Raw genomic sequence first — 26,819 nt, forward strand, 5'->3', positions numbered from 1 at the left:
TTGAGGGTTCCGCCATGCTCGTCTCCATCCGCAACGCTGCCGGTATCGGTGCCATGATGATTGGCCTCACGGGCTGCTACGAAGATCTCTTCGAGTTCGATGGCCTCTCCGATGAAGGCACCCCCGGCGGCGAGGTGGTGCCGGGGGTTTCAGCGACGATTGACGGTGTGGTGGTCAAAGGCTTTGCCTATTGCGATGTCATCGCCCGTGATCCTCAGGGTACGGCGCTGTCAGACACCTCGTTCAAGCCTGCGGGCATTGTGGTGGGGCAGGACAATGCTTTTAACGAAGTCATTCCCCAGCCGACCGCGGCGGACGTGGCCTTCACCCTCACCATTGAGGACTATGTGGGCCCGGTGATCGTCGAGGCGACGGACTGCACTTATGAGGACGAGACGACGTCGTTCGCGGCCGAGATCCCGATGCTCCGTGCTGTGATCAATATTCCGGAGGCGGGCGGCAATCTCGACCTTTCCGTCACGCCGCTCACCGAAGCGGCCTACCACATCGCCGTGGCGCGCGCTGACGGCGTGGTTCAGGGCATGACATCAGGCGGCGTCGATGCTGCCTACCGGCTCGTGACCAATGCCTTCGCAGCGGGCGATGCGTTCGATCCGATGACGACGGTCCCTGCGGTGGCCAGCCTCGATACATCGGCCGGCGCGACCGAAGGCGAGATCTTCTATGGCCTCGTCCTCGCAGCGTTCTCAGGCGCGGCGGACAGGCGGGACGAGCTCTTCACCGGGCTTGCCGATGACCTGACGTCCGAGGGACTGAGGAACTACTACGAGATCCTCCAGGGCGGCGCGGCGACCTTTGACGCTTCCCAGCGCAACCGCACGGGCCGGGCGGCTTCGGAAGTCATCGGCGAGGTCGTGGAAGCGGCCCTTGGCCCTGTCCCTTCGGCGCCCTGATCCTCTGACCTTGGCGAAACCTCCGGTGGGCGCTATCGCACGGGGCGAAGCATCACTGGAGAGACGCCATGAGCGACGAGACCCACTTCCCCGAAGGCACCCTGATGAAGGGCCGCAAGGTCGTCGTTATGGGGGTCGCCAACAAGAACTCCATCGCATGGGCTATTGCCCAGCAGCTCGCGGCACAAGGCGCGGAGTTGGCTTTCACGTACATCGAAGCGATGGAAAAGCGGGTGCGCCCGCTGGCCGATGAGCTCGGCGTTAAGCTGATGATCCACGCTGACGTCACCTCGGACGAGTCGATGGAAGCGGCCTTTGGCACGATCAAGGACGAGTGGGGCGAACTCCACGGCCTCGTCCACGCGATCGCTTTCTCGGACAAGGACGAGCTCAAGGGCTCCTTCGTTGAGAACACGAGCCGCGAGAACTTCGCGCGGTCGATGGATATCTCCGCGTTCAGCTTCGTTGATGCGGCCCGCCGTGCTGCGCCGATGATGGCGCCGGGCGGCTCGATGGTCACCCTCACCTATTTGGGCTCCGAACGCGTGATCCCGAGCTACAATGTCATGGGCGTCGCCAAGGCCGCGCTTGAAGCCTCCACCCGCTACATCGCCCGGGACTTGGGGCCAAAGGGCATCCGCGTGAACGCGATTTCGGCGGGCGCGATCAAGACCCTGTCGCTTGGCGGCATCACCGGCGGTCGGTCGCTTCTCTCCGAAGGCCGCAAATGGGCCCCCCTGCGCGAGGACACCGATCCGGCAGGCGTCGCAGGCTGCGCGCTCTACCTTTTGTCCGACCTCGGAAAGTCGATCACCGGCGAGAACCTGCACGTCGACGCAGGCTTCCACATTGTAGGCTTCCCGGATGTCGAGGACGAGGGCTGAGCCTCGTCCGTCATCCCGGGCTTGATCCGGGATCCATCGAAAGAAGATGAGGGCCCTGCGGGGCCCTTTTTCTTACCCCGCAATCCGCGCCAGCACGCCGCCTGCGATCAGGAACTGTGCCGTGGTCACGGCTAGGATGAAGCGGCGTCCACGGATGAACTTCTGACCTGAGGCCGTATCGCCATCCATCTGCATGTCGCGCCAGCCGAGGACCTGCGGGAGGGCGACCTGGCGCAGGATGATCGAGGTGAGCGAGATCGCTGCGAGGCCCGTGGCCTGAAGCGGCTGCTCCCAGCTCGAAAACGCGCCGAGTCCTGCCGTGATGATGATGAACAGGAAGTAGCGCGGGATCAGCTTACGGAGGAAATCCGAAGCGCTGTCGCCATCGAGAACTTTGAACGTGGTTGGCCCGATGACGGTGGCAAAGAACAGGATCGCGCCGAACACGGACCCTGTAAACAAGGCACGGAAGATTTCTTGACTGAGCATTACGCACCCCTCGAGATAGCGAACGGCCCGAAGGCTTGACAGACGGGCATGATCTCCACCCGGTTGATATTAATGTGCGGCGGCAGGAGCAGCGTGTCGCAGATGACCCGCGCGATATCCGCGGCTGTCAGGTGCTCCGTACCCTCATAGACCTTCGCAGCCTTCTCCTTGTCGCCCTGGAAGCGCACTTCGGAGAACTCGGTCTCGGTGAGGCCCGGCTCGACGGACGTCACCCGCACCTTCGAGCCTGTAAGATCGGCCCGGAGATTGAGCGAGAACTGGGTGACGAACGCCTTGGTCGCTCCGTACACGTTGCCGCCCGGATAGGGGTAGGAGCCAGCCACCGATGAGATGTTGATGATGTCGGCCCGCTTCATCGGCTTCATCTTGGGCAGCATCGCCCGGGTGAGGTGGACGACACCCCGGCAGTTGGTGTCGATCATCCGGTCCCAGTCATCGAGCTCCGCTTCGGCGGCACCGGAGAGCCCAAGCGCGAGCCCTGCATTGTTGACGAGGATGTCCGGCGTCTCGCTCAGGTCGCTGACGAAGTCTCGCACAGCCTCCACATCGGTCATGTCGAGCCGCGCCACGCGCAAATTCTCGCCCACCCGGCTCTTCAGCGCTTCGAGCCGCTCGAACCGCCTGCCGGTACCGATCACCTGGCAGCCAAGGCCGATCAGACGCTCCACGGTCGCTTCGCCGATCCCTGAAGTGGCCCCCGTGACCAGCGCGAGGCGGCCTTTCATGTCGTCACTCATGCAGTTTCCTCTGGATGATGGGTTGTAACGCTGGCCCTTGGTGTCAATCTGTTAACCATGGCAGCCCTCATTCGTATTCTTCTCTTTATCCCTAGGCTTATCGGCCGTCTCTTCGGACAAGGCGGCACCGCGGTGCGCAAGGCCAGCGGCAATCTCGTCGCCGATGCTGCCAGCGCTGACGAAGCCGTCGAAACGACGCCGACCAAGCCCTACACCTTCCTCTTTCGCGAGATCGGCCGCCCGAGGCTACCCGTCGTTGCAGCGTCGGAGTTCGGCCTCGATGCCGCACGGCAGCTGGTGAAGGATTCCGACACCTACTTCTCGCGCCCCTTCTCGCTCTTCCCGGCGGGCTCCCTCTTCTATGAGGAGGTCGAGCGGCAGGAGCTGGAGGCCCAGCTCGGCGTTGGCTCAGGCACCGAGGATGCAGGTTTTGCCATCTGGACGACGGAGTTCCGAAAGGTCCTGAACGACAATGCCCGGCGGCTCCTCCTCTGGTACACACCGATGATTGCCTTTGCGGCGGCCGCGTTTGCGCTCCTCGTCCATGACATGATGCCCGCGGCAGAGGTCGAGCTGCCTTACATTGGTGCCCGCTCGGCGCAGGTGCTGGCATGGCCGATCGCGGCGTTCGTGGGCCTCGTGCTCCTGATGCTGGTCTATCAGTGGCCCTATAAGTTCGCGCAGCAGCGCAACCTGCTCGGCTTCGACAACACGATCACCAGCCGGTTCTCCCAGGTGAACCAGAACTTCCAGGTGGCCAAGCGCCAGGCCCTGAACGTCGAGCGCAATAAGCGGATGAACCAGGTCGATGAGCTGAAGGAAGAGGCCGCGACCTGGACCCTCGCCTATCACTGGCTGGCCCAAAGGCTCCTTCTGTCCGAGCGGCTGGTGAGGAACCAGATGTACCAGGCGAACCGCAACGCGACGCTTTACTCTGCAGGCGGATTTGTCCTGACTGTCGCGATTATCAGTGTTGGCGCTTACGTTTCTTCGGTCCTGTTCCCTGAGCGCGCTGGTGAGGAGTTCGCAATTGCGGTGGGCTCAGGCTTCATCTTCGCCGCGACCGGCTACCTTCTCGCGATGGCAGGCGTGGCGGGCGAGACCCGGCGGGTGCTTGAAGACAATGAGTGGTTCCGCTTCTCAAGGATCGAGCTCGACCGCGCGGTGGCGGAACATGTCGGCGAAGACAAGCTCCAGATCATCACGTTCCGCGACCGGAACAGGTTGGAGTAGCAGGGCGCGCGCCTCCTCCCGTTTTCCCGGAATTCGCGAGAGCGAATATCCGGGACCCATGGATTGAACTATCCGCCCTCGGAACAGTCGATGATCTCGGGCCATGGATCCCGGAAAAGTGCTTGCGCGCCTCCCGGGAGAGCGGTGCCCTAGGCCTCGATATCCAAAAGCTGCGCACCCTTGGCGGCACTGTCGCCCTTCTTGAAGTGAACCGCAGTCACCCTGCCCGCTTCGGGAGCCTTGATGACGGTCTCCATCTTCATGGCCTCAAGGGTCATCAGCGGCTGGCCAGCTTCGACCTCATCGCCTTCGGAGACCATGACGCCCGTCACCGTCGCAGGCATGGGCGAGGACAGAGCCGCAGCCGCCGCATCGGCAGCCCCCGCTTCGGAGAAGGGATCAAAGAGCGGCACACGGATCGTCTCACCGGACGCGATCAGGAAAACCGCGTGGCCGTCTGACCAACCCCATTCGACATCGACCGCTTCCTCGCCGTCAGTGATGACGAAGGCTTCGCCTGAGCCAGAAACCCGGACAGAGGTTTCCTCCCCATCGATCTCGGCTGACCATCCGCCGTCACGGTCGAGAAGCCTCACCGTGGCAGGCTTACGGTCGCGGACAAGAGTCACGCTCGCCTCTGCAGGGCCGTTCATGCGGAAGCCGAGCGCCCGGTCGAGGGGCCTGCCTTCAGAGGCATAGGTGATCGCAGCAGCGACCAGCACAGCGTCGGAGATGTCCTTCGCGCCGCTTGCGAGGTCATGGTCGGTGAGAAACTTCGTGGTCGGAGGAGCTTCCCTGAACTCAGGGTGCCTCAGGATACGGACGAGGAAGTCTCGGTTGGTGACGAGCCCCCCAATATCCGCCGCCGACAGCGCGCTGGCGAGGGCGTCGACGGCCTCGGCTCTGTTCGAGCCATAGGTGATGACCTTGGCGATCATCGGGTCGTAGAACGGCGTGATCGTGTCGCCCGGTGTGACGCCCGTGTCGAGGCGGAGGATGCCGTCGTCATCGCCAAACTCAAAGCGGGTCAGGCGACCGATTTGGGGAAGATAGTTCTCCTCAGGATCCTCAGCATAAAGACGGGCCTCGACGGCGTGGCCCTGCGGCTCGATCTCATCCTGACGCAGGGGAATCTCTTCGCCGTAAGCGACCCGCAGTTGCCATTCGACGAGGTCGAGGCCGGTGATTTCCTCCGTCACCGGATGTTCGACCTGGAGGCGGGTGTTCATCTCCATGAAGTAGACGCCTTCGTCGCCATCATAGAGGAACTCAACGGTGCCCGCGCCGACATAGTCGACAGCCTTGCCCGCCTCGACCGCGGCGCGGTGGAACTCTGCCCGCACATGGTCGGGCAGGTTGGGCGCAGGGGCTTCCTCGATCACTTTCTGGTAGCGTCTCTGCACGGAGCAGTCGCGCTCGAAAAGGTGGACGACATTGCCGTGGGTGTCGCCGAAAATCTGGATCTCCACGTGACGCGGGGCGCCGAGGAACTTCTCCACGATGAAGCGGTCATCGCCGAAGGCCGACACGGCTTCGCGCTTGGCGCTCTCGAGCTCGCCTTCAAGGTCCTTCTCCTCGTTGACGATCCGCATCCCCTTGCCGCCGCCGCCAGCGGCCGCCTTCAGGAGGACAGGATAGCCGATCCGCTCGGCCTCGGCCCTAAATGTATCCGTAGACTGATCTTCGCCCTGATAGCCGGGGAGCATCGGAACGCCCGCCTCGCCCATCAGCTGCTTGGCCCGGGCCTTGGAGCCCATCGCTTCGATCGTGTGGGGCTTTGGCCCGACAAAGGCGATGCCCGCCTCGTCGCAAGCGCGGCTGAAGCCTGCGTTCTCTGAAAGGAAGCCGTAGCCCGGGTGGATCGCCTCGGCGCCCACTTCCTTCGTAATACGGATGATCTCGTCTGCCCGGAGATAGCTCTCCGCAGCGGGCGGCGGCCCTAGCCGGACCGCTTCATCAGCCATCCGCACAAAGAGCGCTTGAGCGTCGGCGTCGGAGTAGACCGCGACCGTCTTGATACCCATACGGCGCGCCGTCTTGATGACCCGGCAGGCAATCTCGCCCCTGTTGGCGATGAGGAGTTTCTTGAACATCGTCTTCTCCTACATCCGGAACACGCCGAAGCGTGTCTCGTCGATTGGGGCATGGAGGGCTGTACGGAGGGAAAGAGCCACGACCCTTCGCGTATCGGCGGGGTCGATGATGCCGTCATCCCAGAGGCGGGCGGTCGAGTAGTAGGGCGAGCCTTCCTCCTCGAACTGGTCCTCGATGGGTTTCTTGAAGGCGTTGCGCTCTTCCTCCGTCCACGTCTTGCCTTTGGCTTCCATGGCGTCTTCGCGCACCGTGGCGAGCACGTTGGCCGCGGCCGAGCCGCCCATGACCGATATGCGGGCGTTGGGCCACATGAAGAGGAAACGCGGCTGGTAGGCCCTGCCGCACATGCCGTAGTTGCCTGCCCCGTAGGAGCCGCCGACCACCACGGTGATCTTCGGCACGTTGGCGCAGGAGACAGCCGTCACGAGCTTCGCGCCATGCTTGGCGATGCCGCCATGCTCCGCGTCCTTGCCGACCATGAAGCCAGTGATGTTCTGAAGAAACAGGAGCGGGATCTTCCGTGCACAGCATAGCTCGATGAAGTGCGCGCCCTTCTGGGCGCTTTCGGCGAAGAGGACGCCATTGTTGCCGAGGATGCCGACCGGCATGCCCTCGATCTCGGCAAAGCCGCAAACGAGGGTCTCGCCGAAGCGGGCCTTGAATTCCTGGAAGTGCGAGCCATCGGTGATCCGTGCAATGATCTCCTTGACATCGAAGGGACGGCGCAAATCCGTCTCCGCCGTGCCGCGCAGCTCATGGCGCGGATAGAGCGGATCGTCATACTCGCCATGCTCAGGCTCAGTGTGCGGAAGGGTGCTGACGATCTCCCGCGCGAGCGCAAGGCCGTGGCGGTCATTCTCTGCGAGATGGTCCGAGACGCCAGAGATGCGGGTATGGACGTCGCCGCCGCCCAGCTCCTCTGCGCTCACCGCTTCGCCGGTGGCTGCCTTCACGAGGGGCGGGCCAGCGAGGAAGATGGTGCCCTGCTCCTTTACGATGACGGTCTCGTCGGACATGGCCGGGACATAGGCGCCGCCAGCGGTCGATGATCCGTGGACGACGGAGATCTGGGGGATTCCCTTGGCGCTCATCCGTGCCTGGTTGTAGAAGATGCGGCCAAAATCATCCTTGTCTGGAAAGACCTCCGCCTGCATCGGCAGGAAGGCGCCGCCCGACTCCACGAGGTAGATGCAGGGGAGGTTGTTCTCCTCGGCGATCTCCTGGGCGCGCAGGTGCTTCTTCACTGTCATCGGGTGGTAGGTTCCGCCCTTCACCGTCGGATCGTTCGCCGCGATGAGGCAGAGCCGCCCCTCGACCACGCCGACGCCGGAAACGATGCCCGCCCCGTGGATGTCGCCCGAGTACATGCCGTTGGCGGCGAGCTGGCCGACTTCGAGAAAGTCAGAGCCCGGATCGATCAGTGCTTCGACGCGCTCCCGCGCCAGCATCTTGCCGCGGGATTTGTGGCGGGCATTGCGCTCTTCGCCGCCGCCCTGGCGCGCTTCGGCGACCTTCTCGGCCAGCGTCTCAAGCAGAGGCTGCATCTCAGAGAGCCTGCGGCGGTAGTCTTCGCTCGCAGGCTCGAGTTTCGTCTCGATGATCGGCACTGGAGCTCCCTCGTGTGGATTGTCTTTTGAGTGGCGAACTAGAGCATTTCCGCGCTTTTGCCAGCCTGCGCCCGGCAGGAGCGCGATAGGAGATGCATATCGTTTCAAGCCTCCAAGAAGGGGCAGGCAAGGGGCGGATTACCGCCAACGGGGCTATCCTTGCGCAGCTATTGGCCACGGCTTTCGGCGGTGCGGCCCCCGGCTCGATCTGCGCACGTCAGGGCGGTCTTGCCTCCGCCCACTCCATCTGTTCCAGTGCTCAGTAATAAAAGGGGCAAATCATGTTGAAATCTTGGAGCTTCGCGCTGGCAGCGAGCGTCGGCCTCATGGCATGCGCGACGAACGACATCGACACCAGCGAGACGGCAGGAACTGCACAAGACCCGCTCGCGGCTGTCCGCGCTGAGCTGGGGAACGTCAGCGGCGCCACGATCCGCGAGGCAAACGACATCGCGCAGCTCGTTTCGGCGCCGCTGCCCCGGCCTGATTTCTCCGACTGGAGCCCTCCTGCCAACGTTCATGAGCGCTTCACGGGGATGCTTGGCGACGGAGGCCTCGCAATCCCCGTCAGCGCCGCGCCGGAGGACTTCTTCCAGGTGACGCAGGCGGGTCTTCTTCACAAGCCGAGCGGGCTTCTCTGCACTGAGGCCATCGGGTTCAGGCCTGAGGGCGGCGAGGAGCAGACCCTCACTGTCCAACAGGTGAGGATCTTTGCCCAGGACGGCTCCGACGTCGGTTGTGATTACATGTCCGAAGAAGGGGAGCTGCTCTACACCATCTTCGCTTCGAGATGGCCTGATGTCAGCGTGGATGAGCACGCTCAGGGCGTCCTCAACGGCATCGTTCAAACGTTCCCGAACCTCGCTGTCCGCGAAACGAGCGTGATCGTAAACGAGCCAGAATTCTCGACCGACCTCCTCGGCAAGACCGTCGGAGCTGGCTTCTCCTTCGCATTCGACGATGGCCGGGAGGGCGCCACGGCGTTCTACCTGACCAAGGTCGGGGATTGGCACATCAAGGCGCGAGCAACATCCATGCCTGACAACCAGCTTTTCATGGTGGTCGCCTCGGCCATCCAGCAGCTCGAAGTGAGCCTTGTGCTGTCGCATCAGATGGTTGGCAGGCTGTCGAACAGCATTTGACGGCTTCCAACCATCCTCGCCGCACTGCAGCGAAAAACTGAGCTGGCAGGCAACAGATGCATAGCAGTTTCCTGCTGAGGGCTTCGGTGAAAAGCCACGGAGCCGCATTGCCCGTCGCGGGATAAAGCCTCAGAAGGCAGCGGAGAACAACGCCCCTTCGGAGGACCCGTCATGCTTGCCAACAGCTTTCAAGGAATGAGCTTCGGACTGCCCGAGGAAATCGAGGAAGTGCGCGGCATGGTGGCCCGCTTCGTCGATGACCGGATCGCGCCGATCGCTGCCGAAACCGACGAGAAGAACGACTTTCCCGCCCACCTCTGGAAGGAGCTCGGCGATATCGGCGTCCTCGGCATCACCGTGCCGGAAGAGCATGGCGGCGCTGGCCTTGGCTACCTTGCCCATGCGGTGGTGATGGAAGAGATCTCGCGCGGTTCGGCCTCGATCGGCCTTTCCTATGGCGCGCACTCGAACCTCTGCGTGAACCAGATCGCGCTCAATGGCTCGGCTGAGCAGAAGGAGAAATACCTCCCCAAGCTCATCTCCGGTGAGCATGTCGGCGCGCTCGCCATGTCCGAACCGGGTGCAGGCTCCGATGTCGTTTCCATGAAGCTCCGTGCGGAGAAGAAGGGCGACAAGTATATCCTCAACGGCAACAAGATGTGGATCACCAATGGTCCGAACGCGGATACTCTGGTCGTCTATGCCAAGACCGATCCCGAGGCTGGTCCCCGCGGCATCACAGCATTCCTGATCGAGAAGGATTTCCCGGGCTTCTCCACGGCGCAAAAGCTCGACAAGCTCGGTATGCGCGGCTCGAACACCTGCGAGCTCGTGTTTGAGGATTGCGAAGTGCCTGAGTCCCAGGTCATGGGCGGCCTTGGCGAAGGTGTCCGTGTGCTGATGTCCGGCCTCGACTACGAACGTGCCGTGCTGGCCGCTGGCCCTATCGGCATCATGCGCGCGGCGATGGATGTCTCCCTCGCCTACGTCCATGAGCGCAAGCAGTTCGGCCAAGCCATTGGCGAGTTCCAGCTGGTTCAAGGTAAGATTGCTGACATGTATTCGACCATGAATGCCTGCCGCGCCTACGTCTACGCTGTGAACGCCGCCTGTGACCGTGGCGAGACCACCCGCCAGGACGCAGCGGGCGTCATTCTGTATGCGGCGGAAAAGGCGACGCAGGTCGCACTTGATGCCATCCAGCTTCTCGGCGGCAATGGCTACATCAATGAGTATCCCACCGGCCGCCTCCTGCGTGATGCGAAGCTCTATGAGATCGGCGCTGGTACCTCAGAAGTGCGCCGTATGCTGATCGGGCGTGAGCTCTTCAAGCTGACGAGCTAAGCCTTGCCGACCCTTCTCGGGCGGCTGGCCCGGCTCATCGGCCGCGACCGTCAGGCTCAGAACGCCCTGTCGGTCCGGCTGCGGAGCGTCTTCCCGCATAAGGGTTATCGCGAGCATCAGCGGGTGCCCCTCTGGCACCCGGCGGTGCCGTTCGTTCTGATTACCTCCCAGCGGGCCGGTTCGACCATGGGCACGGCCTGGTTCCTCCACCATGCGGGACTGCTTGAGGAGGCGAAGGCGCACGATCCCTTCGTTCATCGTTTCGAGCAGGAAGTTTTTCTTCGGCAGGCGGACTATTTCGACGGACTTGAGAGCGCATTGGCTGATAAGCCTGTTTTCAAGTTGGTGCGCGAGCCCGGCGCCCGGGCCTTCTCCAGCTACCTCCACCTCCATTCCCTCGAAGCCGCAAAGGAAGGCGATCACCGCCAGGCCCTCCGCAGGCAGATCATGAAGGCTTGCGGGCTGGATCCGGCGCCTGAGACACCCCTGCCCTTCGAAGCGTTCCTCAGATGGCTTGCCACCGCCGACCATGACCGCCTCGACGGGCATGAAGCACGGCAGGTGAACGCCTATGAGGACAGCCTGCCCGGCGGATTGCCTGAGCCGATCAAGCTGGAGGATGCCTCGCGCCTCCTGCCCGAGATCGAGGAGCGGTTGGGCCTGCCTGTGTCAGGGCAGAGCCAGCTTCAGGCCTTTGGCGCTTCGGCCCACTATGTCGAAAAAACCGGTGACGATGCGCAGATCGAAGAAATCCTCCGTGAGGGGATCAGCCTTCCCCGCTCCGGCAAGATGCCCGTCATCGAAACGCGTAGCCTGCGCGCCTTCCCTGAAGCGCACGCGGCGCTCATCGAAGGCTTCGAAGCGGACTATCTCCGCTTCGGCTACCCGCGTTACCTGAAACAGGACTGATCCGCCCTCAGACGAACAGCGTTGCCGGATATTCCAGATACGCCTTCAGGCGCTGCACGAACTCGGCAGCTTCGTAGCCGTCGATGATGCGGTGATCGAAGCTCGAGGAGAGGTTCATGATCTTCCGCGCCTCGACCTGACCGTTGGCGTTGAAGCGCGGCAGGGTCTGAATCTTGTTCGGGCCGACGATCGCGACCTCCGGCCGGTTGATGATCGGCGTGGTGGTGACGCCGCCGATGGGGCCAAGGGAGGTAATGGTGATGGTCGAGCCGGACAGCTCCTCGCGCTTGGCCGTACCGTCGCGGGCCGCGCCTGAGAGGCGGACGACTTCCTCGGCCATGTCCCAGACGGAGAGCGTTTCCGCGTGGCGCATGACGGGGACCATGAGCCCATTGTCCGTCTGCGTCGCAACGCCGATATGGGCCGCGCCAAAGCGATTAATGATGCCCGCTTCGTCGTCATACTGAGCGTTCATCTGCGGGAAGTCTTCGAGGGTCCTGACCATCGCCTTGATGAAGAAAGGCAGCACGGTGAGCTTGGGCTGGTCAGCCCTTCGCACCTTGTTCATGTGCTGGCGCAGCTCTTCGGTCGCCGTCATGTCGACCTCGTCGACATAGGTGATGTGCGGGATGTGGCGCTTGGCCTCCTGCATCTTCTCGGCGATCTTGCGGCGAAGGCCGATGACCTTGATCTCCTCGACGTCCGTGTTCGGAGCGATGCTGGCGCCAGCGGGGGCTGCGGGCGCCCGGGAGAAGGCGTCGAGGTCCTCGTGGGTGATGCGGCCTTCGGGGCCGGAGCCTGCGACCTCGGCGAGATCGATGCCCTTGGTCATGGCCCGTGCACGGACGGCCGGAGCGGCAAGAGGCTTGCCGTCGCGCTTCACCGGCACGCGGCGCGGCGCGGAGGCTGCGGCAGGGGCAGCGTCGGGGCCGTCGGCGAGGACGGCTGCGCGTGCGAGTTCGGCTGGGTTCTCGGTCGGCTTGGCGCGGGGCGCGGCTGGCGTGGGCGCAGGGGCGGCAGGTTTCTCTTCCTTCGGCGCTTCCGCAGCGGGCGCGCTCGGGGCGGAAGCAGCTCCTCCGCTCACGGAGAGCTTGATGATCTCCGCACCCACCGCGACCGTGTCGCCCGGGGCAGCGCCGATCCATGTGACGGTCCCTGTGCGGGGGCTCGGGATTTCGACGGTGGCCTTGTCGGTCATGACATCGGCGAGGTTCTGGTCGGGCTCGACCTTGTCGCCGACGGCGATGTGCAGCTCCACGATCTCGGCTTCGGTCACACCCTCGCCGACGTCAGGGAGCTTGATGACGTATTCGGAAGAACCGCTGGAGGCCTCGGGCGCAGGGGCGGGCGCAATATCGCCAGCCTCGGCGGCCTGCATCCGGTCCATGGGCTGCTCAGCAGGTGCTTCTTCTGCCTGCGGAGCTTCGGCAGAACCCTCGCCGCCCATCTCGATCTTGATGATCTCCGCGCCCACAGCGACCGTGTCGCCCGGTTCGGCGCCGATCCAGACGACCTTGCCCTTGCGGGGGCTCGGCACCTCGACGGTGGCCTTGTCGGTCATCACGTCGACGAGGTTCTGGTCAGGTTCGACCATGTCACCGACCGCGACGTGCAGCTCCACGAACTCCGCCTCGGTCACGCCCTCGCCCACATCGGGCAACTTGATGGTGTAGGTGGTCATGGTCTTTGCTCTTCGCTGATTTTTTTGGCGAGAAAATATCCGCCCACAAACAAGATGGCAGCTATGCCGAGCAAGCTACCCGTTAGGACGATCCACATGTGGGGCGCCACCAAATAGAATATGAGGCCGAAGCTGCAGAGGAGCGAACCCCAAACCTTGGCGAGGTTCACTAGGATCCATCGCCACTCTTGCATCACTTCGCCTCGACAACCTTCTTCAGCGCGTCGCCCACCCGTTTCGGGCCGGGGAAGTAGGTCCATTCCTGCGCGTGGGGGTACGGTGTATCCCAGCCGGTGACGCGGACGATCGGTGCTTCGAGATGATAGAAGCAGCGCTCCTGGACGAGGCTCATCAGCTCGCCGCCGAAGCCTGAGGTCTTGGTGGCTTCGTGCACGATGACGCAGCGGCCGGTTTTCTTGACCGAGGCTTCGATCGCCTCGAGGTCGAGGGGGATCAGCGAGCGGAGGTCGATGATCTCGGCGTCAACGCCGCTTTCGGCCTGGGCAGCTTCGCAGACATGGACCATGTTGCCGTAGCAGAGGACGGTGACGTCCTTCCCTGCACGGACGGTTTTAGCCTTGCCGAGCGGGACGGTGTAGTAGCCCTCGGGCACCTTGCCGTCCTCATGGTCCTTCCAGCCCTTGAGCGCGCGGTCGTGGTAGCCTTCGAAGGGGCCATTGTAGAGGCGCTTGGGCTCAAGGAAGATCACCGGGTCCGGGTCCTCGATCGAGGCGAGGAGAAGGCCCTTGGCGTCATAGGGGTTCGACGGGATCACCACCTTCAGGCCGCAGACATGGGTGAAGATCGCTTCGGGCGATTGGGAGTGGGTCTGCCCGCCATAGATGCCGCCGCCGGTCGGTGTACGGATCACGATGGGGCAGGTGAACTCGCCATTGGAGCGATAGCGCATCCGCGCCGCTTCCTGGCTGATCTGGTCGTAGGCGGGAGTGATATAGTCCGCAAACTGAATTTCGATAACAGGCTTCAGGCCATAGGCGGCCATGCCGATGCCGGTGCCGACAATGCCGCTCTCAGCGATGGGGCTGTCGAAGCAGCGGTTCGCGCCGTACTTCTCCTGGAGGCCAGCGGTGCAGCGGAAGACGCCGCCGAAATAGCCGGCGTCCTCGCCAAAGACGACGACATCGTCATCGCGCTCCATCGCGACGTCGTGGGCGTCGCGGATGGCTTCGATCATGTTCATCGAGCGGGTGTTGGAAAGCGTCTCGCTCATCGGATCAGAACCCCGCTTCTTTTTTCTGCTCAAGGAGACGGCCGGGCATCTCCTCATAGACTTTCTCGAACATCTTGGCGGGGTCAGCGCCCTCGCCTGCGTGGACGAGGCCGACCTCTTCGGCGCGGTTTTCGGCTTCGCGCATTTCCTTTTCGGCAGCCTCTTCCAAGGCCGCGATCTCTTCGTCAGTCATCAGGCCACTGACGGTCATGTGCTGCTTGAGGCGGTCAAGCGGATCACCGAGGGGCCAGCTGCCGAGCTCTTCCTTCGGACGGTACTTGGTCGGATCATCCGAGGTGGAGTGCGCGCCGCCGCGATACGTCAGGAACTCAATCGCCACCGCGCCGAGACCTGCCCGCGCACGCTCCGCCGCGAGGCGGGTGGCGGCGATCACTGCGATGATGTCATTGCCGTCGACGCGGAGGGCCGGGAGGCCATAGCTCGCCATTCTGGTGGCGAAGGTGTTCTTGTCAGCGCCTGCGAACGCCGAAGTGGTCGAGATTGCCCACTGATTGTTCACGACACTGAGGATCACCGGCGCACGATAAACGGAGGCGAAGAGGTTGCCCTGGTGCCAATCGCCTTCTGCGGTCGCGCCGTCGCCGATATAGGCCATCGCGATCTTGTCGTCGCCCTTGATGGCCGAGGCCATGGCCCAGCCAACAGCCTGCGGCCACTGGGTGCCGAGATTGCCGGAGATGGTGAAGAAGCCATTGTCCTTGAACGAGTAGAGGACCGGGAGCTGCTTGCCCTCCAGCGGGTCCTTCTTGTTCGAGTAGATCTGGTTCATCATCGCCTCGGGGTCGATCCCGTTGACGAAGAGGATCCCCTGCTGACGGTAGGTCGGGAAGTGCATGTCCCCGTCACGAAGCGCGAGGGCACAGCCCACCGCGATCGCTTCCTCGCCGAGGCACTGCATGTAGAAGCTGGTCTTGCCCTGGCGCTGGGCCCGCATCATCCGCTGGTCGAAGGCGCGGGTGCGGATCATGGCGGTGAGGGCTTCTTTCAAATCCTCTTCGGAGACCATCGAAGCCCAGTCGCCATGGGCCTTGCCGTCCATGTCGAGAACGCGGAGCAGGCCGTCATGGAAGGGCTCGAACGCCTCCACCGGGGCTTCAGCGTCCAAAAGCGGCAGCTTGCCCGGCTCACCGAAGTCGAAGTTCGAGAAGTCTGGGGCCTCGCCCGGGCGTGCCGGGGGCTGGGGAACGCGGAAGCCGCGGTCAGAGGTCTTTGATCCCGTCATGTTTTCCGCATCCGCGAAGCCGTCCATTCCCGTTCACTCCCAAGAATTTCCACGCCAGCTATTGCCAGAAACGTCCGCCCACGTCAGCGGTTCAACCCTGTGAAATCTCCGCGAGCGGCGCGACTTTCCTTCGCGGTTGGGTGGGACATCACGCTGAATCCATCCCGCACTGCACCCATGAACCCATCGCATGTGCCCCGTGTTGCCTTTTCAACCAGCAACTACGGAGACCGGCCATGTCACAATCACTGCGCGAAGATGTCATCGAGCAGCTCACGCCGTTCCTGCCCGATCCCAAGCCAAACGGCGAGCTTCCCGAAGCTCGGACACTCTCCCTCCTCTTTCCCACCCCCGATGTCGATGGGAACCAGGAGAAGTGGGATCTCATCAAGAAGAACCTTTTGAGCGCCCTCGATAATGAGGACCTGGCGCCAAAGGCCCAGCGCGAAGCCGTGTCCGGCATCGTCACCAGCCTCTCGCGCTCCGACCTGCCGCCGGGCGGCTTCGCGGTCTTCAGCGACGGCGAGAACACCCGCTACTTCGCCCTGCAGAGGCGTCCCGAGCCGCAGCTTTCCTTCGATAGCGCGCCCCTCACCGCTGCTGTCCTTGCCGATGCACAGGAAAGCCGCCGCTTCTGGCTGGCGGCCCTGGACGTCGAGGACCCAAGGCTCTTCCAGGTGACCGACGGCGTGATCGAGGACCGGACCCCTTCGGAGGTCATGACCCTTTCTGAGCAGATGAAGATCACCGAGCCCATGGGCGCCGTGATCTGGCATTCGTCAGGCTCGGTGAAGCGCTCAGGCGCCCCGGCCAAGTTCCACGCTCTTGGTTCCGCGACGGAAGACGTGAAGAAGGACGACATCCAAAATGTCCTCACCGCCTTCGGCAACCAGATCGCCGACCGGGTGAAGGATCAGGACACGCTGATCATCGCAGGCGGCCCCGCCCGGTGCGGCCATTTCCGCGAGACCTTCAGCCACCAGAGCCTTCTCGACCGGGAGATCCATGCTGCCGGCGAAGGCCTCGATCAGGACGAGCTTCTCTCGAAAGCCTACGCGATCCTCAGCGAAGAAGCCGAAGCCGGGATCAAGGACGAGCTCGACAATCTCGACCTCTCCGACCCGATCCGGGGGATCAACGATATCCGCACCGCGAGCCTGCGCGGCCAGATCGAGACGCTGATCATTTCGCCCGAGAGGCTCGGCCTGACGGAAGGCGAAGATGAGCTGATGGACGTGTCTTCAGCGCCTAATCAAGGCCTGATGGATCGGTCGGTTGCGATGGCCTACACGCTGAAAAATGGCGGCAGCCTCATCCTCTCGGCAGAAGCGTCGAAGGATGGCGCGGTTGCGAGCAAGCGCTTCGGCTGAACCTGAGGCACGAACTGAACATTACAGAAAGTCCATGTTTGGTTTCATTGAAGGGTCTTCTGGCCATTCCCATTGTTGAGTCTCGATAAAGGGAGAGGAAACACCATGAAGACCCTCAGTGCTCTTGGCGTCAGCGCAGCCGCTTTGCTTGCGGTGTCCAGTCAGGCTTCCGCAGAAGAAGTGACGTTCGATGAGACGGGCTTCACCAAAGTCGTCGCGACCGCCGGCGTCGATGTCTATGTCGCGGTCGGCTCGGCGTTCTCCGTCACCATGGAGACCAAGGGCGACCCCGATCAGGCGCGCGTTTCCAAGAGCGGTGACACGCTGACCCTCAGCCGCGAAGGCTGGAAGGGCATGAATCTCGGCCGCTCGGCCAAGCTCGTCTACCGGGTGACCATGCCGTCGTTCGAAGGCGGTGAGTCCAAGGCTGGATCGGACCTCTTCATTGAAGGCATTTCCGGCGGCGTCATCTATCTCGATTCAAGCGCAGGCTCGGACATCGTGGCATCGGGCACCTGTGACGAACTCGATGCCGAGGCCTCTTCGGGCTCGGATATCGAAGCCTTCGACCTCGTCTGCAAAGAGGTCACCGCACGCGCATCGAGCGGTGCGGACATCGAAGTGACGGCCACGGGCAGCGTCAATGCCAAGGCATCGAGCGGCGCTGACGTCACGGTCCGGGGCAATCCCGACAAGATCGACTCCCGGGACTCCAGCGGCGGGTCCGTCAGGGTGCAAAGCTAGGCGAAGCGCACGCCCTAGATGTTTGAGAAACAAAGCCGCCCGGCTCTCGGGCGGCTTTTTCTTTGGTTTTCCATCACAAGTGAGCGAAATCTTTCCCTTGGGACTTGTAAACTGCGGTTTCTGGCTGTGCTTCGCGTCTTTTCGCGTTAGTCTGATCTTAGCGAGGAATGCCTGATCTGTGGGGGATTGGGCGCTAGGCCAGAGCATGAGGGAAACCCCTTGGCTCTACCTCTTAGAGGGGGATACGGCATGGCGATTGCAAGCATAAGGCGAGGTGGGCCCATAGTGGGACCGCGCACCCTCGTGAAGTGAGACCGTAGAATGGAACGCTACAGCATCAATGACCTGATCAGGATCGGCCTCCGCCGCTTCTTCTGGGTCTTTATCCCGTTCACGATCATGCTGGCTGTGGGCCTCGTGGCCCTCAATGAAGTGCCTGCGCGTTACCAGTCGAAAGCGACCCTGATCGTTGCTGACCAGCAGGTTTCCGAGACCCTTGTTCAGTCCGCGATCCAGGCCCTCGCCCAGGATCGCCTTGAGACGATCAAGCAGCAGGTCCGGGCCCGGGACAATGTCATCGCTCTCGCCCAGCAATTCGACCTCTTCGACCGCCAGTCGAAACAGCCTTTCTCGGCGCAGGTGGCCGATGTCCGCAACGACATCAGGATCTCGATCGAGAAAGTCTCGACCCGCCGTCGCAACCAGCCCACCACCATCACCTTCGAAATCGGCTTCGTGCATGAAAACCCGCGCACCGCGTTCCGTGTCGCGAACCAGCTCGTCACCGACTTCCTCGACCAGAACGTCGAAAGCCGGATCGAAGCCGCCGAAGGCACCGCGGTCTTCTTCCGCGACGAAGCCCGCGATCTCCGCCGCCAGCTTGCCGATGTCCGCCAGGAGATCGCCGCCGTCCGCGAGGAGAACCCAGGCCTCACCCCGGACGCCGCAGACCTGACCCTGTCGCTCGTCCAGCGCCTGACCCAGGAGATCGACCGCGCCGAGGAGCGGATCGAAGCCAGCAACGCCGAGCTCAGCCTGGTGCGCATGCAGCAGCCTCTCATCATCGATGCCAATGAGCGTGGTGACCTCGAGCGCGTGACCCTGCGCGAGAAGCGCCGTCAGCTCTCCGCGCTGCGCAGCCAGTATACCGACAGCTACCCTGAAGTGATCCGCGTGCAGGCTGAGGTCCTCGACCTTGAAGCCCGGCTCGATCCCGATGCCTATGTCGCGCGCGCCAACGAGATCCTCGCAGACCTCAACGGCCGTATCGCCAACCGCGAGGGTCTTTCGACACGCGAGCTCCAAGAGATGCGTGAGCGCCGCGACCGCGTCACCCAGCAGCTTGCCGAGGTGCGCCGCACCGGTGGTGACCAGAGCCTCGCCCGCCTCCAGTTCGAAACCAACGAAGCAACGATCCTCCAGCGCCTGCGGGTTTACACCGAGCGCCTTGAGAGCCTTCGTACCGAGCTTGATGAGGTCGAAGGCCGTCTTGTCCAGATGCCTGCTGTCGCCGCCCAGATCGGCGCTCTCAAGAGCGATGAGAGCCGGATTATCCGCGCCCTCGACGAGTCCGTGGACAAGCTGGCCGAGGCCGAGCGTTCGGAGAACCTCGAAGAGCAACAGAAGGCCGAGCGGGTCGAGATCCTCGAGAGCCCGGTCATGCCTGACGTGCCGACCTCGCCGAACAAGCCGCAAGCTGCGGTCATGATCGCCGGTGTCGCTGGCGGTATCGCAGGTGCCCTCGGGCTTCTCCCGATCTTCCTCTTCCCCCGCATCGATTCAGGGCGCCAGCTTGGCCAGTCCCTGCCCGGTGTGACCGTGGTCGAGGTCCCCGAAATCATTGACGAAGAAGAGCAGAAGTTCCGCCGCATGGTCCTCATCGCCCTCGTGGCGCTGTCGATCCTGCTGACGGCAGCCTGCGCCTTCCTCGCCTACAAGGTGCTCGTCTGATGAGCGCCGCATGTGATCACTCCAGCACGACCGGCAGAGGGGCCGGCATGGGATGGACGATATGAGCAGCGATAAACCGGCGAGCCAGAGCCCGCTCGAAGAAGCGATGGCCAAGATCGCAAGGCCCGACTTCGGCGCCATCAACGCGCCGACGCCGCCTGCGCCTGATCTCTCAGCCGCCGCGGAGCGCCGCGAGACCGGCAAGGTCATCCCGGCGACGGGCTTCGGCGACGCCAAGCCGCGCCGCAGGGCCTCGGACCGCTCCGGCGACCTGTCCCGCTTCCCGCACTCCGATGCCGACTTTGCCCGCTTCGAAGAGCGCTTCGGCATGGGCCCCGGCCAGCGGACTGCGTTCGACAGCGCCTTCCGGATCGTCAGGACGAACGTTCTCCAGCGCCTCAAAGACAGTGGCGGCCAGATCGTCGGCATCACCTCGCCGACCGCACGGAACGGCAAGACGGTCTGCTCGATCCACCTGGCCCGCGCCTGTGCGCGCCGGCCTGAGCAGACAACGGTGCTGGCGGACCTCAACCTTCAGAGGCCTCTGCTCGCAGGCTATCTCGATGCGCGCGACTTCCGTTCGGGCATCGGCTTCTTCCGCGGCGAAGGCCGGGCTGAGGACTATCTGACCCGCGTGGCAGGCAGCAATCTCCTGCTGTTCCTGTCGGACAGGGCGACGTCGCAGAGCGCCGAGCTTCTGGCATCCAAACGCCTCGGTCACGCCCTCGGAGCATTCCGGGACGTAGGGCCGAACACGGTGGTGGTGGTGAACCTGCCGCCGATCCTTGGCTCGGACGACGTTCTGACGATCATGCCCGAGCTTGACGGTGTGGTGCTGGTCGCTGAGGCCGGTCAGTCGGCCTTCGGCGAAGTGGAGGAGGCCGCAAGGCTGATCCCGAAGGAGAAGCTTCTCTGCGCCATCCTCAACAAGGCCAAGGGTGTCGAGTCGGCGGAGACCGCCGACTGACCGCTTGATAGGCCGAGGCCTTAGGCTTCGGCTGGACCTTCCGGTGCCGGACCGGTGGTGACGCCAGGCGCAGCCTGCGGGGCTTGACCCTGACGCTGCATGCGCTGGTGCTGGTACATCCCAAGGAAGTCGAGCGGCTCGAGGAGCAGCGGCTGGAAGCCGCCGTCACGGCTCGACTGGGCCACGATCTGACGCACGAACGGGAACAGCATGTGCGGCGCGTCGACGAGCAGGAGCGGCTCGAGACGATCCTCGGGGACGTTCTCGATCAGGAACAGGCCCGCATAGTTCACTTCGCAGACATAGATGATGTTGCCGTCGCGGCGTGCCGTGGCGGAGCAGCTGAGCTCGACCTCGAAACGGTTCTGGCCGAGGGCCCGGCCGTTCACGTCCACCGAGACTTCCATCTGCGGCGCGGCGAGGTTCTGGCCGAGGCTGGCCGGAGCCGCCGGGCTCTCGAAGGACAGGTCCTTCAGGTACTGGGTCAGGACCCGCATCGAAGGCTGGCCGCCTTCGGCAGGCTGGGGTTGAGGTTGAGGCTCTTGAGGCGTCTCGGACATGGAGGCTCCACGCGGGAAATCGTTGCAAAGCGGCGGGCTACACGCGGGGGCGGGGAACGGCAAGACCTGCGCCCCTGACCTGCCGACCGAAGCCGCCGAGGCTAGCGGTTGATGATGATCACCTTGCCGTTTTCCTGGGCGCGCTTGAGGCGCCGCAAGGCGTAACGGGCCGCTGCGTGCCTCAGCGGAGGCACGAGCAGGAGGAAGCCGATCCCGTCGGTAACAAAGCCCGGCGTCAGGAGAAGCGGCGCCGCCACGAGAAGCGCTGCTCCATCGACCACCGATGCGACCGGGGGCTGCCCCGCCGCCATGTCAGCGCGGAGCTGGTTCATGGTCGAGAGCCCCTGCCGCTTGATCAGGAAGGTGCCGAGCGCAGCCGTGCCGATGGTCAGCCCGATGACAGGAATGATCCCGAAGGCCATCGCTCCCTGGATAAGAAGCGTGATCTCGATGATCGGCATGAGCACGAGGGCGACGAAGAAAATCAGGGCCAAGAGGGGCCTCCTTTGCTCGCCAACAGGTGGGGCATTCTGGTCGCCTTGCAAAGAGGTTGAGGAACGTTCATCCCCAATGCTGCGCGACAGGCGCGCAGCGGGTGGCGAGAACGCCTGTTGTTCATATGTGTTTCAAGGTGAGGCCGCTATGCTGGTCTCGTTCTCAAGCCACCAGGACCGGTATGGATTTGACGCTCATCATCTTCGCCGCGCTCGCTCTGTTCCTGAGCTACAGGCTGTTCAACGTGCTCGGCACCCGCGGCGGGCATGAGCCTGATGAGCATGAGCGCCCCGTGCTGCGCCCTGTTCCGTCGAACGACGTGGACGAGGAGCGCGCCCCTGAGGAGCAGGCTACGGTCACTCCGCGCGAGGACCTTCCCGCCTGGGCCCAGACGGCGCGCGAGCATATTCCTGACTTCGAGCCCAAATCGTTCCTCGAGGGCGCATCGGCTGCCTATGAGATGATCGTCGAGGCCTACTCGGCTGGCGATATCTCCGACGTTCGGGCTTTCCTCGATCCCGAGGTAGCCAAGAGCTTCGAGGTCGCCATCGACGGGCGTCAGCAGGCTGGCCAATCGGTGGAGCTGACCTTTGTCGGCGTCGAGAAGCCTGACGTCGTCTCGCTCGAAAAGAGCGATGAAGAGCTGCGCGCCGAGGTCGCCTTCAAGTCTGAGCAAGTCCGCGCTGTTCTGGGTGCCGACGATGAGGTCGTCGAGGGCAGCCGCGAGCAGGTGATCACTGTCACCGACCGCTGGACCTTCGCTAAACCTGCGCGCTCGAACGATCCCAACTGGACCCTCGTCGCCACCGGCTGACGCCTTTCTTTCTGAAGAGGAGACCATCCGTGAGAAGAGCTTTTCTCCTTGCGGCCGTCGCCGCGTCCTGCTCGATGCCGGGCCGCGAGCCGCCGCCTTTCGAGCGGATGCCTGTTTCCGAGATCAGCGGTTTTCAGTCTGCTGATCTTCTTCCTGCCGCGCGGGTCATGGTGTCGAGCTGCCACTGGCTGACCGAGAAGACGCCGTCACTCGGCACCAATGCCGACTGGCAGCCTGTCTGTGACGAGGCGGCTACACTCACGACCGAAGAAGAGGCTCGCACCTATTTCGAGACGCGCTTTGATGCCGTGAAGCTCGAAGGCGGCGAAGGACTGGTCACAGGCTATTTTGAACCAGTCTTCAATGCACGGACCGATGCTAGCGCACCCTTCACCGCGCCGGTGCTCGCGAGGCCCGATGACCTCGTTGCCGTGGACCTTGGCAGCTTCCGGGATGACCTCAGTGGCCGCCGCATTGCTGGCCGGGTCGAGAATGGTCGGCTTGTCCCTTATGCGGACCGCGAGGAAATCGACATCGCTCCGCCCTCGGATGTTCCGGTCCTCGGCTACATGCAACCTGATGACCTGTTCTTCCTCCAGATCCAGGGCTCCGGCGTCCTCGATTTCGGCGAGAAGGCCCGGCGCATCGGTTACGCAGCCCAGAACGGACACCCCTACAAAGCCATCGGCAAGACCCTCGTCGAGGAAGGGCACATGCCCCTCGAAGAGGTGACGATGCAGTCAATCCGACAATGGCTGGCGGACGCGTCCCCCGAGGAAGCAGCGCGGGTCAGGGCAACCAACCCCAGCTATGTCTTCTTCATCGACCGGGGTGAAGCCTCCGGCGACGAAGGCCCGCTGGGCACGGCTGCCGTTCCTCTGACCACAGATGTTTCTGTGGCCGTAGACAGGACCCGCATCCCCTTGGGTGCGCCCGTCTTCCTTCAGGGCGCTGACGAGGTCATCGAGCTTAATCGCCTCACCATCGCCCAGGACACGGGCGGCGCGATCAGGGGGCCGGGCCGTGTCGACCTCTTCCTTGGCCGCGGTGACGAGGCCGGCGAGACCGCAGGTCGCCTCAAGCTTGAAACAGCGATCACAGTCCTCATCCCGAAGACAGTCCGCCTGCCTGGCGAAGACGCCGGAGTATGAGGAAGGGCCGGGATCTGACGGGTACGGAGCGCAAGCTCTGGAACTCCGTGGCGCGCACTGTCGCGCCTTTGCCTGAGCGCAAGATCCCCGGCCTGCCTGAAACGAAAGAGCCTGACCTCGCCCTGCCCGCGCCGAACCCGATCCGCGGCGAGACCAGGGTCGCGCCCGTCATGCCAAGGCGCTCACCGCTCCAGCCAGCCGACCCCCAGCGGGAAAAGCTCGTCGCGCGGGGGCGCCTGCCTATCGACGCTGTCCTCGACCTTCACGGCCTGAGGCAGACCGAGGCCGATAAGCGGACCACCGCCTTCATCACCCGCGCTGCGCTTCTGGGGCACAGGGTCCTCCTCGTGATCACCGGTAAGGGCTCAAAGGAAGGCGAGCAGGGCCGCGGGGTCCTCAAGAAGCGCTTTCTTCAAGGGATCGAGATGGGCCATTTCGGCGGCGCAGTTTCTTCTGTCCGGCAAGCTCACCAGCGCCACGGCGGGGCCGGCGCATTTTACGTCTTCCTCCGCGCGCCCAAGAAGCGTTAGTGCGTCACAAAAGCGTCGCGCTCCTTCCCTAAGCGCGAGGGCAGCAAGGAAGGCGCTGACATGCTGGGTCTCGAAATCTGGGCGATCATTGGTTTTAGCTTCGCGGCCTACGCAGTCGTCGGGAACGACGCGCTGCAGACCCTCGGCACGTTCATCAACTCGAACCGCTCGCGTCACTGGACGGTGCTGTTCGGCTTTGCTGGCGCAATTCTCGTTGCGACCTTCACCTATGGCTGGATCGTCAATGGCGGCGACCCTTCCTATGGCCGCCTTGCCAACACGGCGAAGTATCCGCCCATCGCGATCGAGTGGTACCACTGCCTGCCGCCCCTGATGCTGGTGCTGATCACCCGCCTCGGCATTCCAGTCTCCACGAGCTTCATGGTGCTGACGATCTTTGCGACCGTCGCTGGGCTCGGCTCGATGATCGAGAAGTCGCTGATCGGCTACGCGCTGGCTTTTGCGATTGGCCTTGGCGTCTGGGTGGTGATCGGCCGGACCCTCGAGAAATGGTTCGAGAACTCCGAACTCGACAGCTTCGTCCCCATCGGCCTGATTGGTGCGGTCGGCAGCGCCTTCTTCCTCGCCCAGTATCACCTCTTCGGCACCATCGAAGAGCCCAACGTCATGTGGACGGGCATCGGCATCTCGGTCGTCGTCGAGGCGGCAGCGATTTTCCTCGCCTTCACGCGGTCGCGTGGCCTTTATTGGGTGGTCACCCAATGGGCCACGACCGGGTATCTCTGGGCCGTATGGCTGATCCAGGACTTCGCCAACATCTTCGTCTTCCTGCCGCGGGAGCTTTCGGCGGTGCAGGGCTTCATGGCGATGGGCATCATCCTGTTCTTCCTGCTCATCACCTTCGCCAATGCGGGTGGTCCGGTTCAGCGGATCCTGCGGACCAAGACCAACGTCGTGGACATCCGCTCAGCGACGATCATCGACTTCATCTACGCCTCGCTCCTGTTCTTCTTCAAAGAGCTTTCGGACATCCCAATGTCGACGACTTGGGTCTTCCTGGGCCTCATCGCGGGCCGGGAGTACGGTTTTGCGCTGGTCCGCTCGTCAACGCGGATGACCCGAACGGTGATCGACACGGCGGAAGACATCGCCAAGGCATTCGTCGGCATCGTGGTCTCGATCGACCTCGCCGTCGGCCTGCCCTTGATCGCCCAGCAGATCGCAGGCGATGCCGTCAGCTTCTCTGATGCTTTCCCGAATTCAGGCTTCATGTGGTTCGTGCTCGTCACCAACGCAGCCCTGATCCCGGTCTGCCTCTTCGCCTTTTCCAAGCCCGAGGATGATGTCGAACACAGGCGCAGGAACTTCGCCCTCGCCATCGTCACCCTCCTGATCCTCGTCCTCGGCGCGACCTTCGTCCTGCCGGTGCTGAAGTAGGCGAGAGGCCTAGACTCTCCCTGCTCCTTCTGCTCTATGCCGCTCTTCCCGCGCGTGCCTGGCCCACGGCATTGCCTCGGCGCGCCTGAAGTCAAGGAGATGAAAATGCCCAAGATGAAGACCAAGTCGGGCGCCAAGAAGCGCTTCAAGGTGACCGGCACCGGCAAGATCATGGCTGGCTCGACCGGTAAGCGCCACGGCATGATCAAACGCACGAACAAGCAGATCCGCCAGAAGCGGGGCATGGAACCGATGGCCAAGTGCGATCAGACCATCGTCAAAAAGTACATGCCGTACGCACGCTAAGGAGGCTCTGAGACATGTCACGCGTCAAAGGGGGCCCCGCGTCCCACGCCCGTCACCGCAAGATCATCAAGGCTGCCAAGGGTTACTATGGCCGCCGGAAGAACACCTTCCGCATTGCCAACCAGGCAGTGGAGAAGGCCGGTCAGTACGCCTATCGCGACCGCAAGAACCGCAAGCGCGAGTTTCGCAAGCTGTGGATCCAGCGGATCAATGCTGCGGCACGCCTTCACGGCATGACCTACTCGACCTTCATCAACGGCCTGACCAAGGCCGGCATTGAAGTCGATCGCAAGATGCTCGCCGACATCGCAGCCCGTGAGCCCCAGGCTTTCGAAGCGATTGCCGAGCAGGCGAAGAAAGCCCTCGCCGCCTAAGGGCGAGCTTTCGAGCAGTAGAACAACGAAGCCCGTCTGGCCCAGCCAGGCGGGCTTTTTCGTCGCCGCACCTGTGCTAGCCTTGGCTTCGGGCAGTTGGGGCAGGTCTGATGGGCATACTCTGGAAATGGGTCTTCGCGCCTGTCGGATTTCTTCTCACGCTAGCCAGCCTTGTCGTAGCGGTGCTTACCTTCGCCGGGGGTCCTCGAGACAGACATCTGGCTTGAGGAAGACGCATTCGAAATCTGGATCGAGAGGGCGTCTGAGCCCATCACCATCGAAGAGGTTTTCAGGATCCCCTCCTCGACTGGAGAGCGCGACCTTCTCGTCGCGAAGCGGGGCGATTTCGCGTCCATTGCGGTTGTGGCGCCGGGTGAGCTGTTGAGCCCCGACGGCTATTACGGCCTTCTTGTCACCTGGAACGGTGATCCTGAGACCTTTCCCCTCGACGTGAGCTGGCAGTCCGATGAGGTCATCCGCTTCGCCTACTGCAATCCCGCGCCGCTCTTCGCCGCCATCAAGCCAAGGAGCACGGTGGGCGTTGTCTATGCCGAATATGTCCGCAAGCCGGACTGCCGGACCATCAATGTCGAGAACAATCTGGACGAGGTCCCCATTCCGGTCTTTTAGA

General features: G+C 63.3%; 26 protein-coding genes. 17 read left to right on the forward strand and 9 right to left on the reverse strand.

What is annotated here, in order from left to right:
• Positions 1-14: 14 nt before the first annotated feature.
• Together HK107_RS04505 and HK107_RS04510 are read left to right on the forward strand one after the other, a co-directional pair.
• Positions 15-914, forward strand: coding sequence for a hypothetical protein (locus HK107_RS04505; RefSeq protein WP_173197134.1), 900 nt, complete (start codon positions 15-17; stop codon positions 912-914).
• Between the two features lie 68 nt (positions 915-982).
• Positions 983-1,798: an enoyl-ACP reductase FabI gene (locus HK107_RS04510; protein ID WP_173197136.1), complete on the forward strand. Its 816-nt coding sequence runs from the start codon at positions 983-985 to the stop codon at positions 1,796-1,798.
• A gap of 72 nt (positions 1,799-1,870) precedes the next feature.
• On the opposite strand, the gene HK107_RS04515 is transcribed toward HK107_RS04510, so the two are convergent.
• Both HK107_RS04515 and HK107_RS04520 read right to left on the reverse strand, forming a co-directional pair.
• The gene (locus HK107_RS04515) at positions 1,871-2,287 is read right to left on the reverse strand and encodes a DUF4149 domain-containing protein (protein WP_173197138.1); all 417 of its coding nucleotides are present in this window, start codon (positions 2,285-2,287) and stop codon (positions 1,871-1,873) included.
• Positions 2,287-3,045 carry an SDR family NAD(P)-dependent oxidoreductase gene (locus tag HK107_RS04520; protein ID WP_173197140.1) on the reverse strand — a complete coding sequence of 253 codons (759 nt, stop codon included), beginning with the start codon at positions 3,043-3,045 and terminating at the stop codon, positions 2,287-2,289. Before HK107_RS04520 ends, HK107_RS04515 begins: the two co-directional genes overlap by 1 nt.
• A 57-nt stretch (positions 3,046-3,102) precedes the next feature.
• Between HK107_RS04520 and HK107_RS04525 the strand changes: the two genes are divergently transcribed.
• Positions 3,103-4,278, forward strand: coding sequence for a S1C family serine protease (locus HK107_RS04525; protein ID WP_173197142.1), 1,176 nt, complete (start codon positions 3,103-3,105; stop codon positions 4,276-4,278).
• A 149-nt stretch (positions 4,279-4,427) separates the two neighbouring features.
• On the opposite strand, the gene HK107_RS04530 is transcribed toward HK107_RS04525, so the two are convergent.
• Both HK107_RS04530 and HK107_RS04535 read right to left on the reverse strand, forming a co-directional pair.
• On the reverse strand, positions 4,428-6,371 hold the full coding sequence (locus HK107_RS04530; RefSeq protein WP_173197144.1) for an acetyl/propionyl/methylcrotonyl-CoA carboxylase subunit alpha: 1,944 nt from the start codon (positions 6,369-6,371) through the stop codon (positions 4,428-4,430).
• A 9-nt stretch (positions 6,372-6,380) separates the two neighbouring features.
• The gene (locus HK107_RS04535) at positions 6,381-7,979 is read right to left on the reverse strand and encodes a carboxyl transferase domain-containing protein (RefSeq protein ID WP_332871485.1); all 1,599 of its coding nucleotides are present in this window, start codon (positions 7,977-7,979) and stop codon (positions 6,381-6,383) included.
• 281 nt (positions 7,980-8,260) lie between these two features.
• On the opposite strand from HK107_RS04535, the gene HK107_RS04540 reads away from it, so the two are divergent.
• The 3 genes from HK107_RS04540 to HK107_RS04550 all read left to right on the forward strand — a co-directional run bounded on the left by HK107_RS04540 (position 8,261) and on the right by HK107_RS04550 (position 11,374).
• Positions 8,261-9,121 (forward strand): hypothetical protein, encoded by an 861-nt coding sequence (locus HK107_RS04540; RefSeq protein ID WP_173197146.1) that lies wholly within the window; start codon positions 8,261-8,263, stop codon positions 9,119-9,121.
• Positions 9,122-9,292: 171 nt separating this feature from the next.
• Entirely contained in the window at positions 9,293-10,465 is a 1,173-nt protein-coding gene (locus tag HK107_RS04545; RefSeq protein ID WP_173197148.1) for an isovaleryl-CoA dehydrogenase, read from the forward strand.
• A gap of 3 nt (positions 10,466-10,468) precedes the next feature.
• Positions 10,469-11,374, forward strand: coding sequence for a sulfotransferase family protein (locus HK107_RS04550; RefSeq protein ID WP_173197150.1), 906 nt, complete (start codon positions 10,469-10,471; stop codon positions 11,372-11,374).
• A gap of 7 nt (positions 11,375-11,381) precedes the next feature.
• Here the strand turns inward: HK107_RS04550 and HK107_RS04555 are convergent, their stop codons facing one another.
• The 3 genes from HK107_RS04555 to HK107_RS04565 form a co-directional block, all read right to left on the reverse strand.
• Positions 11,382-13,055 carry a 2-oxo acid dehydrogenase subunit E2 gene (locus tag HK107_RS04555; protein ID WP_173197152.1) on the reverse strand — a complete coding sequence of 558 codons (1,674 nt, stop codon included), beginning with the start codon at positions 13,053-13,055 and terminating at the stop codon, positions 11,382-11,384.
• Between the two features lie 193 nt (positions 13,056-13,248).
• A complete protein-coding gene (locus tag HK107_RS04560; RefSeq protein WP_173198753.1) occupies positions 13,249-14,256 on the reverse strand; it encodes an alpha-ketoacid dehydrogenase subunit beta in 1,008 nt (335 codons plus the stop codon).
• 34 nt (positions 14,257-14,290) lie between these two features.
• On the reverse strand, positions 14,291-15,556 hold the full coding sequence (locus tag HK107_RS04565) for a thiamine pyrophosphate-dependent enzyme (protein ID WP_233061131.1): 1,266 nt from the start codon (positions 15,554-15,556) through the stop codon (positions 14,291-14,293).
• 209 nt (positions 15,557-15,765) lie between these two features.
• Between HK107_RS04565 and HK107_RS04570 the strand changes: the two genes are divergently transcribed.
• From HK107_RS04570 to HK107_RS04585, 4 genes are all read left to right on the forward strand, one after another.
• Entirely contained in the window at positions 15,766-16,899 is a 1,134-nt protein-coding gene (locus HK107_RS04570) for a baeRF7 domain-containing protein (protein ID WP_173197154.1), read from the forward strand.
• 105 nt (positions 16,900-17,004) lie between these two features.
• The gene (locus HK107_RS04575) at positions 17,005-17,643 is read left to right on the forward strand and encodes a GIN domain-containing protein (protein ID WP_173197156.1); all 639 of its coding nucleotides are present in this window, start codon (positions 17,005-17,007) and stop codon (positions 17,641-17,643) included.
• 321 nt (positions 17,644-17,964) lie between these two features.
• Complete coding sequence (locus tag HK107_RS04580) at positions 17,965-19,593, forward strand: hypothetical protein (RefSeq protein ID WP_173197158.1); 1,629 nt, start codon at positions 17,965-17,967, stop codon at positions 19,591-19,593.
• Between the two features lie 61 nt (positions 19,594-19,654).
• The gene (locus tag HK107_RS04585) at positions 19,655-20,560 is read left to right on the forward strand and encodes a P-loop NTPase family protein (protein WP_173197159.1); all 906 of its coding nucleotides are present in this window, start codon (positions 19,655-19,657) and stop codon (positions 20,558-20,560) included.
• Positions 20,561-20,580: 20 nt separating this feature from the next.
• Here the strand turns inward: HK107_RS04585 and secB are convergent, their stop codons facing one another.
• Together secB and HK107_RS04595 are read right to left on the reverse strand one after the other, a co-directional pair.
• The gene (secB, locus tag HK107_RS04590; RefSeq protein WP_173197160.1) at positions 20,581-21,120 is read right to left on the reverse strand and encodes a protein-export chaperone SecB; all 540 of its coding nucleotides are present in this window, start codon (positions 21,118-21,120) and stop codon (positions 20,581-20,583) included.
• 101 nt (positions 21,121-21,221) lie between these two features.
• A complete protein-coding gene (locus HK107_RS04595) occupies positions 21,222-21,614 on the reverse strand; it encodes an FxsA family protein (RefSeq protein WP_173197161.1) in 393 nt (130 codons plus the stop codon).
• A gap of 182 nt (positions 21,615-21,796) precedes the next feature.
• Between HK107_RS04595 and HK107_RS04600 the strand changes: the two genes are divergently transcribed.
• The 7 genes from HK107_RS04600 (at position 21,797) to HK107_RS04630 (ending at position 26,818) form a co-directional block, all read left to right on the forward strand.
• Positions 21,797-22,429, forward strand: a complete 633-nt coding sequence (locus HK107_RS04600) for a Tim44/TimA family putative adaptor protein (protein ID WP_173197162.1) — start codon at positions 21,797-21,799, stop codon at positions 22,427-22,429.
• Positions 22,430-22,458: 29 nt separating this feature from the next.
• Positions 22,459-23,580, forward strand: a complete 1,122-nt coding sequence (gene mltA, locus HK107_RS04605; protein WP_173197163.1) for a murein transglycosylase A — start codon at positions 22,459-22,461, stop codon at positions 23,578-23,580.
• Entirely contained in the window at positions 23,577-24,110 is a 534-nt protein-coding gene (locus HK107_RS04610; protein ID WP_173197164.1) for a Smr/MutS family protein, read from the forward strand. The genes mltA and HK107_RS04610 overlap by 4 nt, the downstream gene beginning before the upstream one ends.
• Positions 24,111-24,170: 60 nt before the next feature.
• Positions 24,171-25,508, forward strand: coding sequence for a hypothetical protein (locus HK107_RS04615; protein WP_173197165.1), 1,338 nt, complete (start codon positions 24,171-24,173; stop codon positions 25,506-25,508).
• Between the two features lie 105 nt (positions 25,509-25,613).
• Positions 25,614-25,814, forward strand: a complete 201-nt coding sequence (gene rpmI / locus HK107_RS04620) for a 50S ribosomal protein L35 (RefSeq protein WP_173197167.1) — start codon at positions 25,614-25,616, stop codon at positions 25,812-25,814.
• A gap of 14 nt (positions 25,815-25,828) precedes the next feature.
• Positions 25,829-26,188 carry a 50S ribosomal protein L20 gene (gene rplT / locus HK107_RS04625; protein ID WP_173197169.1) on the forward strand — a complete coding sequence of 120 codons (360 nt, stop codon included), beginning with the start codon at positions 25,829-25,831 and terminating at the stop codon, positions 26,186-26,188.
• Positions 26,189-26,569: 381 nt separating this feature from the next.
• Positions 26,570-26,818 (forward strand): hypothetical protein, encoded by a 249-nt coding sequence (locus tag HK107_RS04630; RefSeq protein WP_173197171.1) that lies wholly within the window; start codon positions 26,570-26,572, stop codon positions 26,816-26,818.
• The last annotated feature ends 1 nt before the right edge of the window (position 26,819 follow it).

The organism is Parvularcula mediterranea (genome assembly GCF_013085255.1).
Lineage (GTDB): Bacteria > Pseudomonadota > Alphaproteobacteria > Caulobacterales > Parvularculaceae > Parvularcula > Parvularcula mediterranea.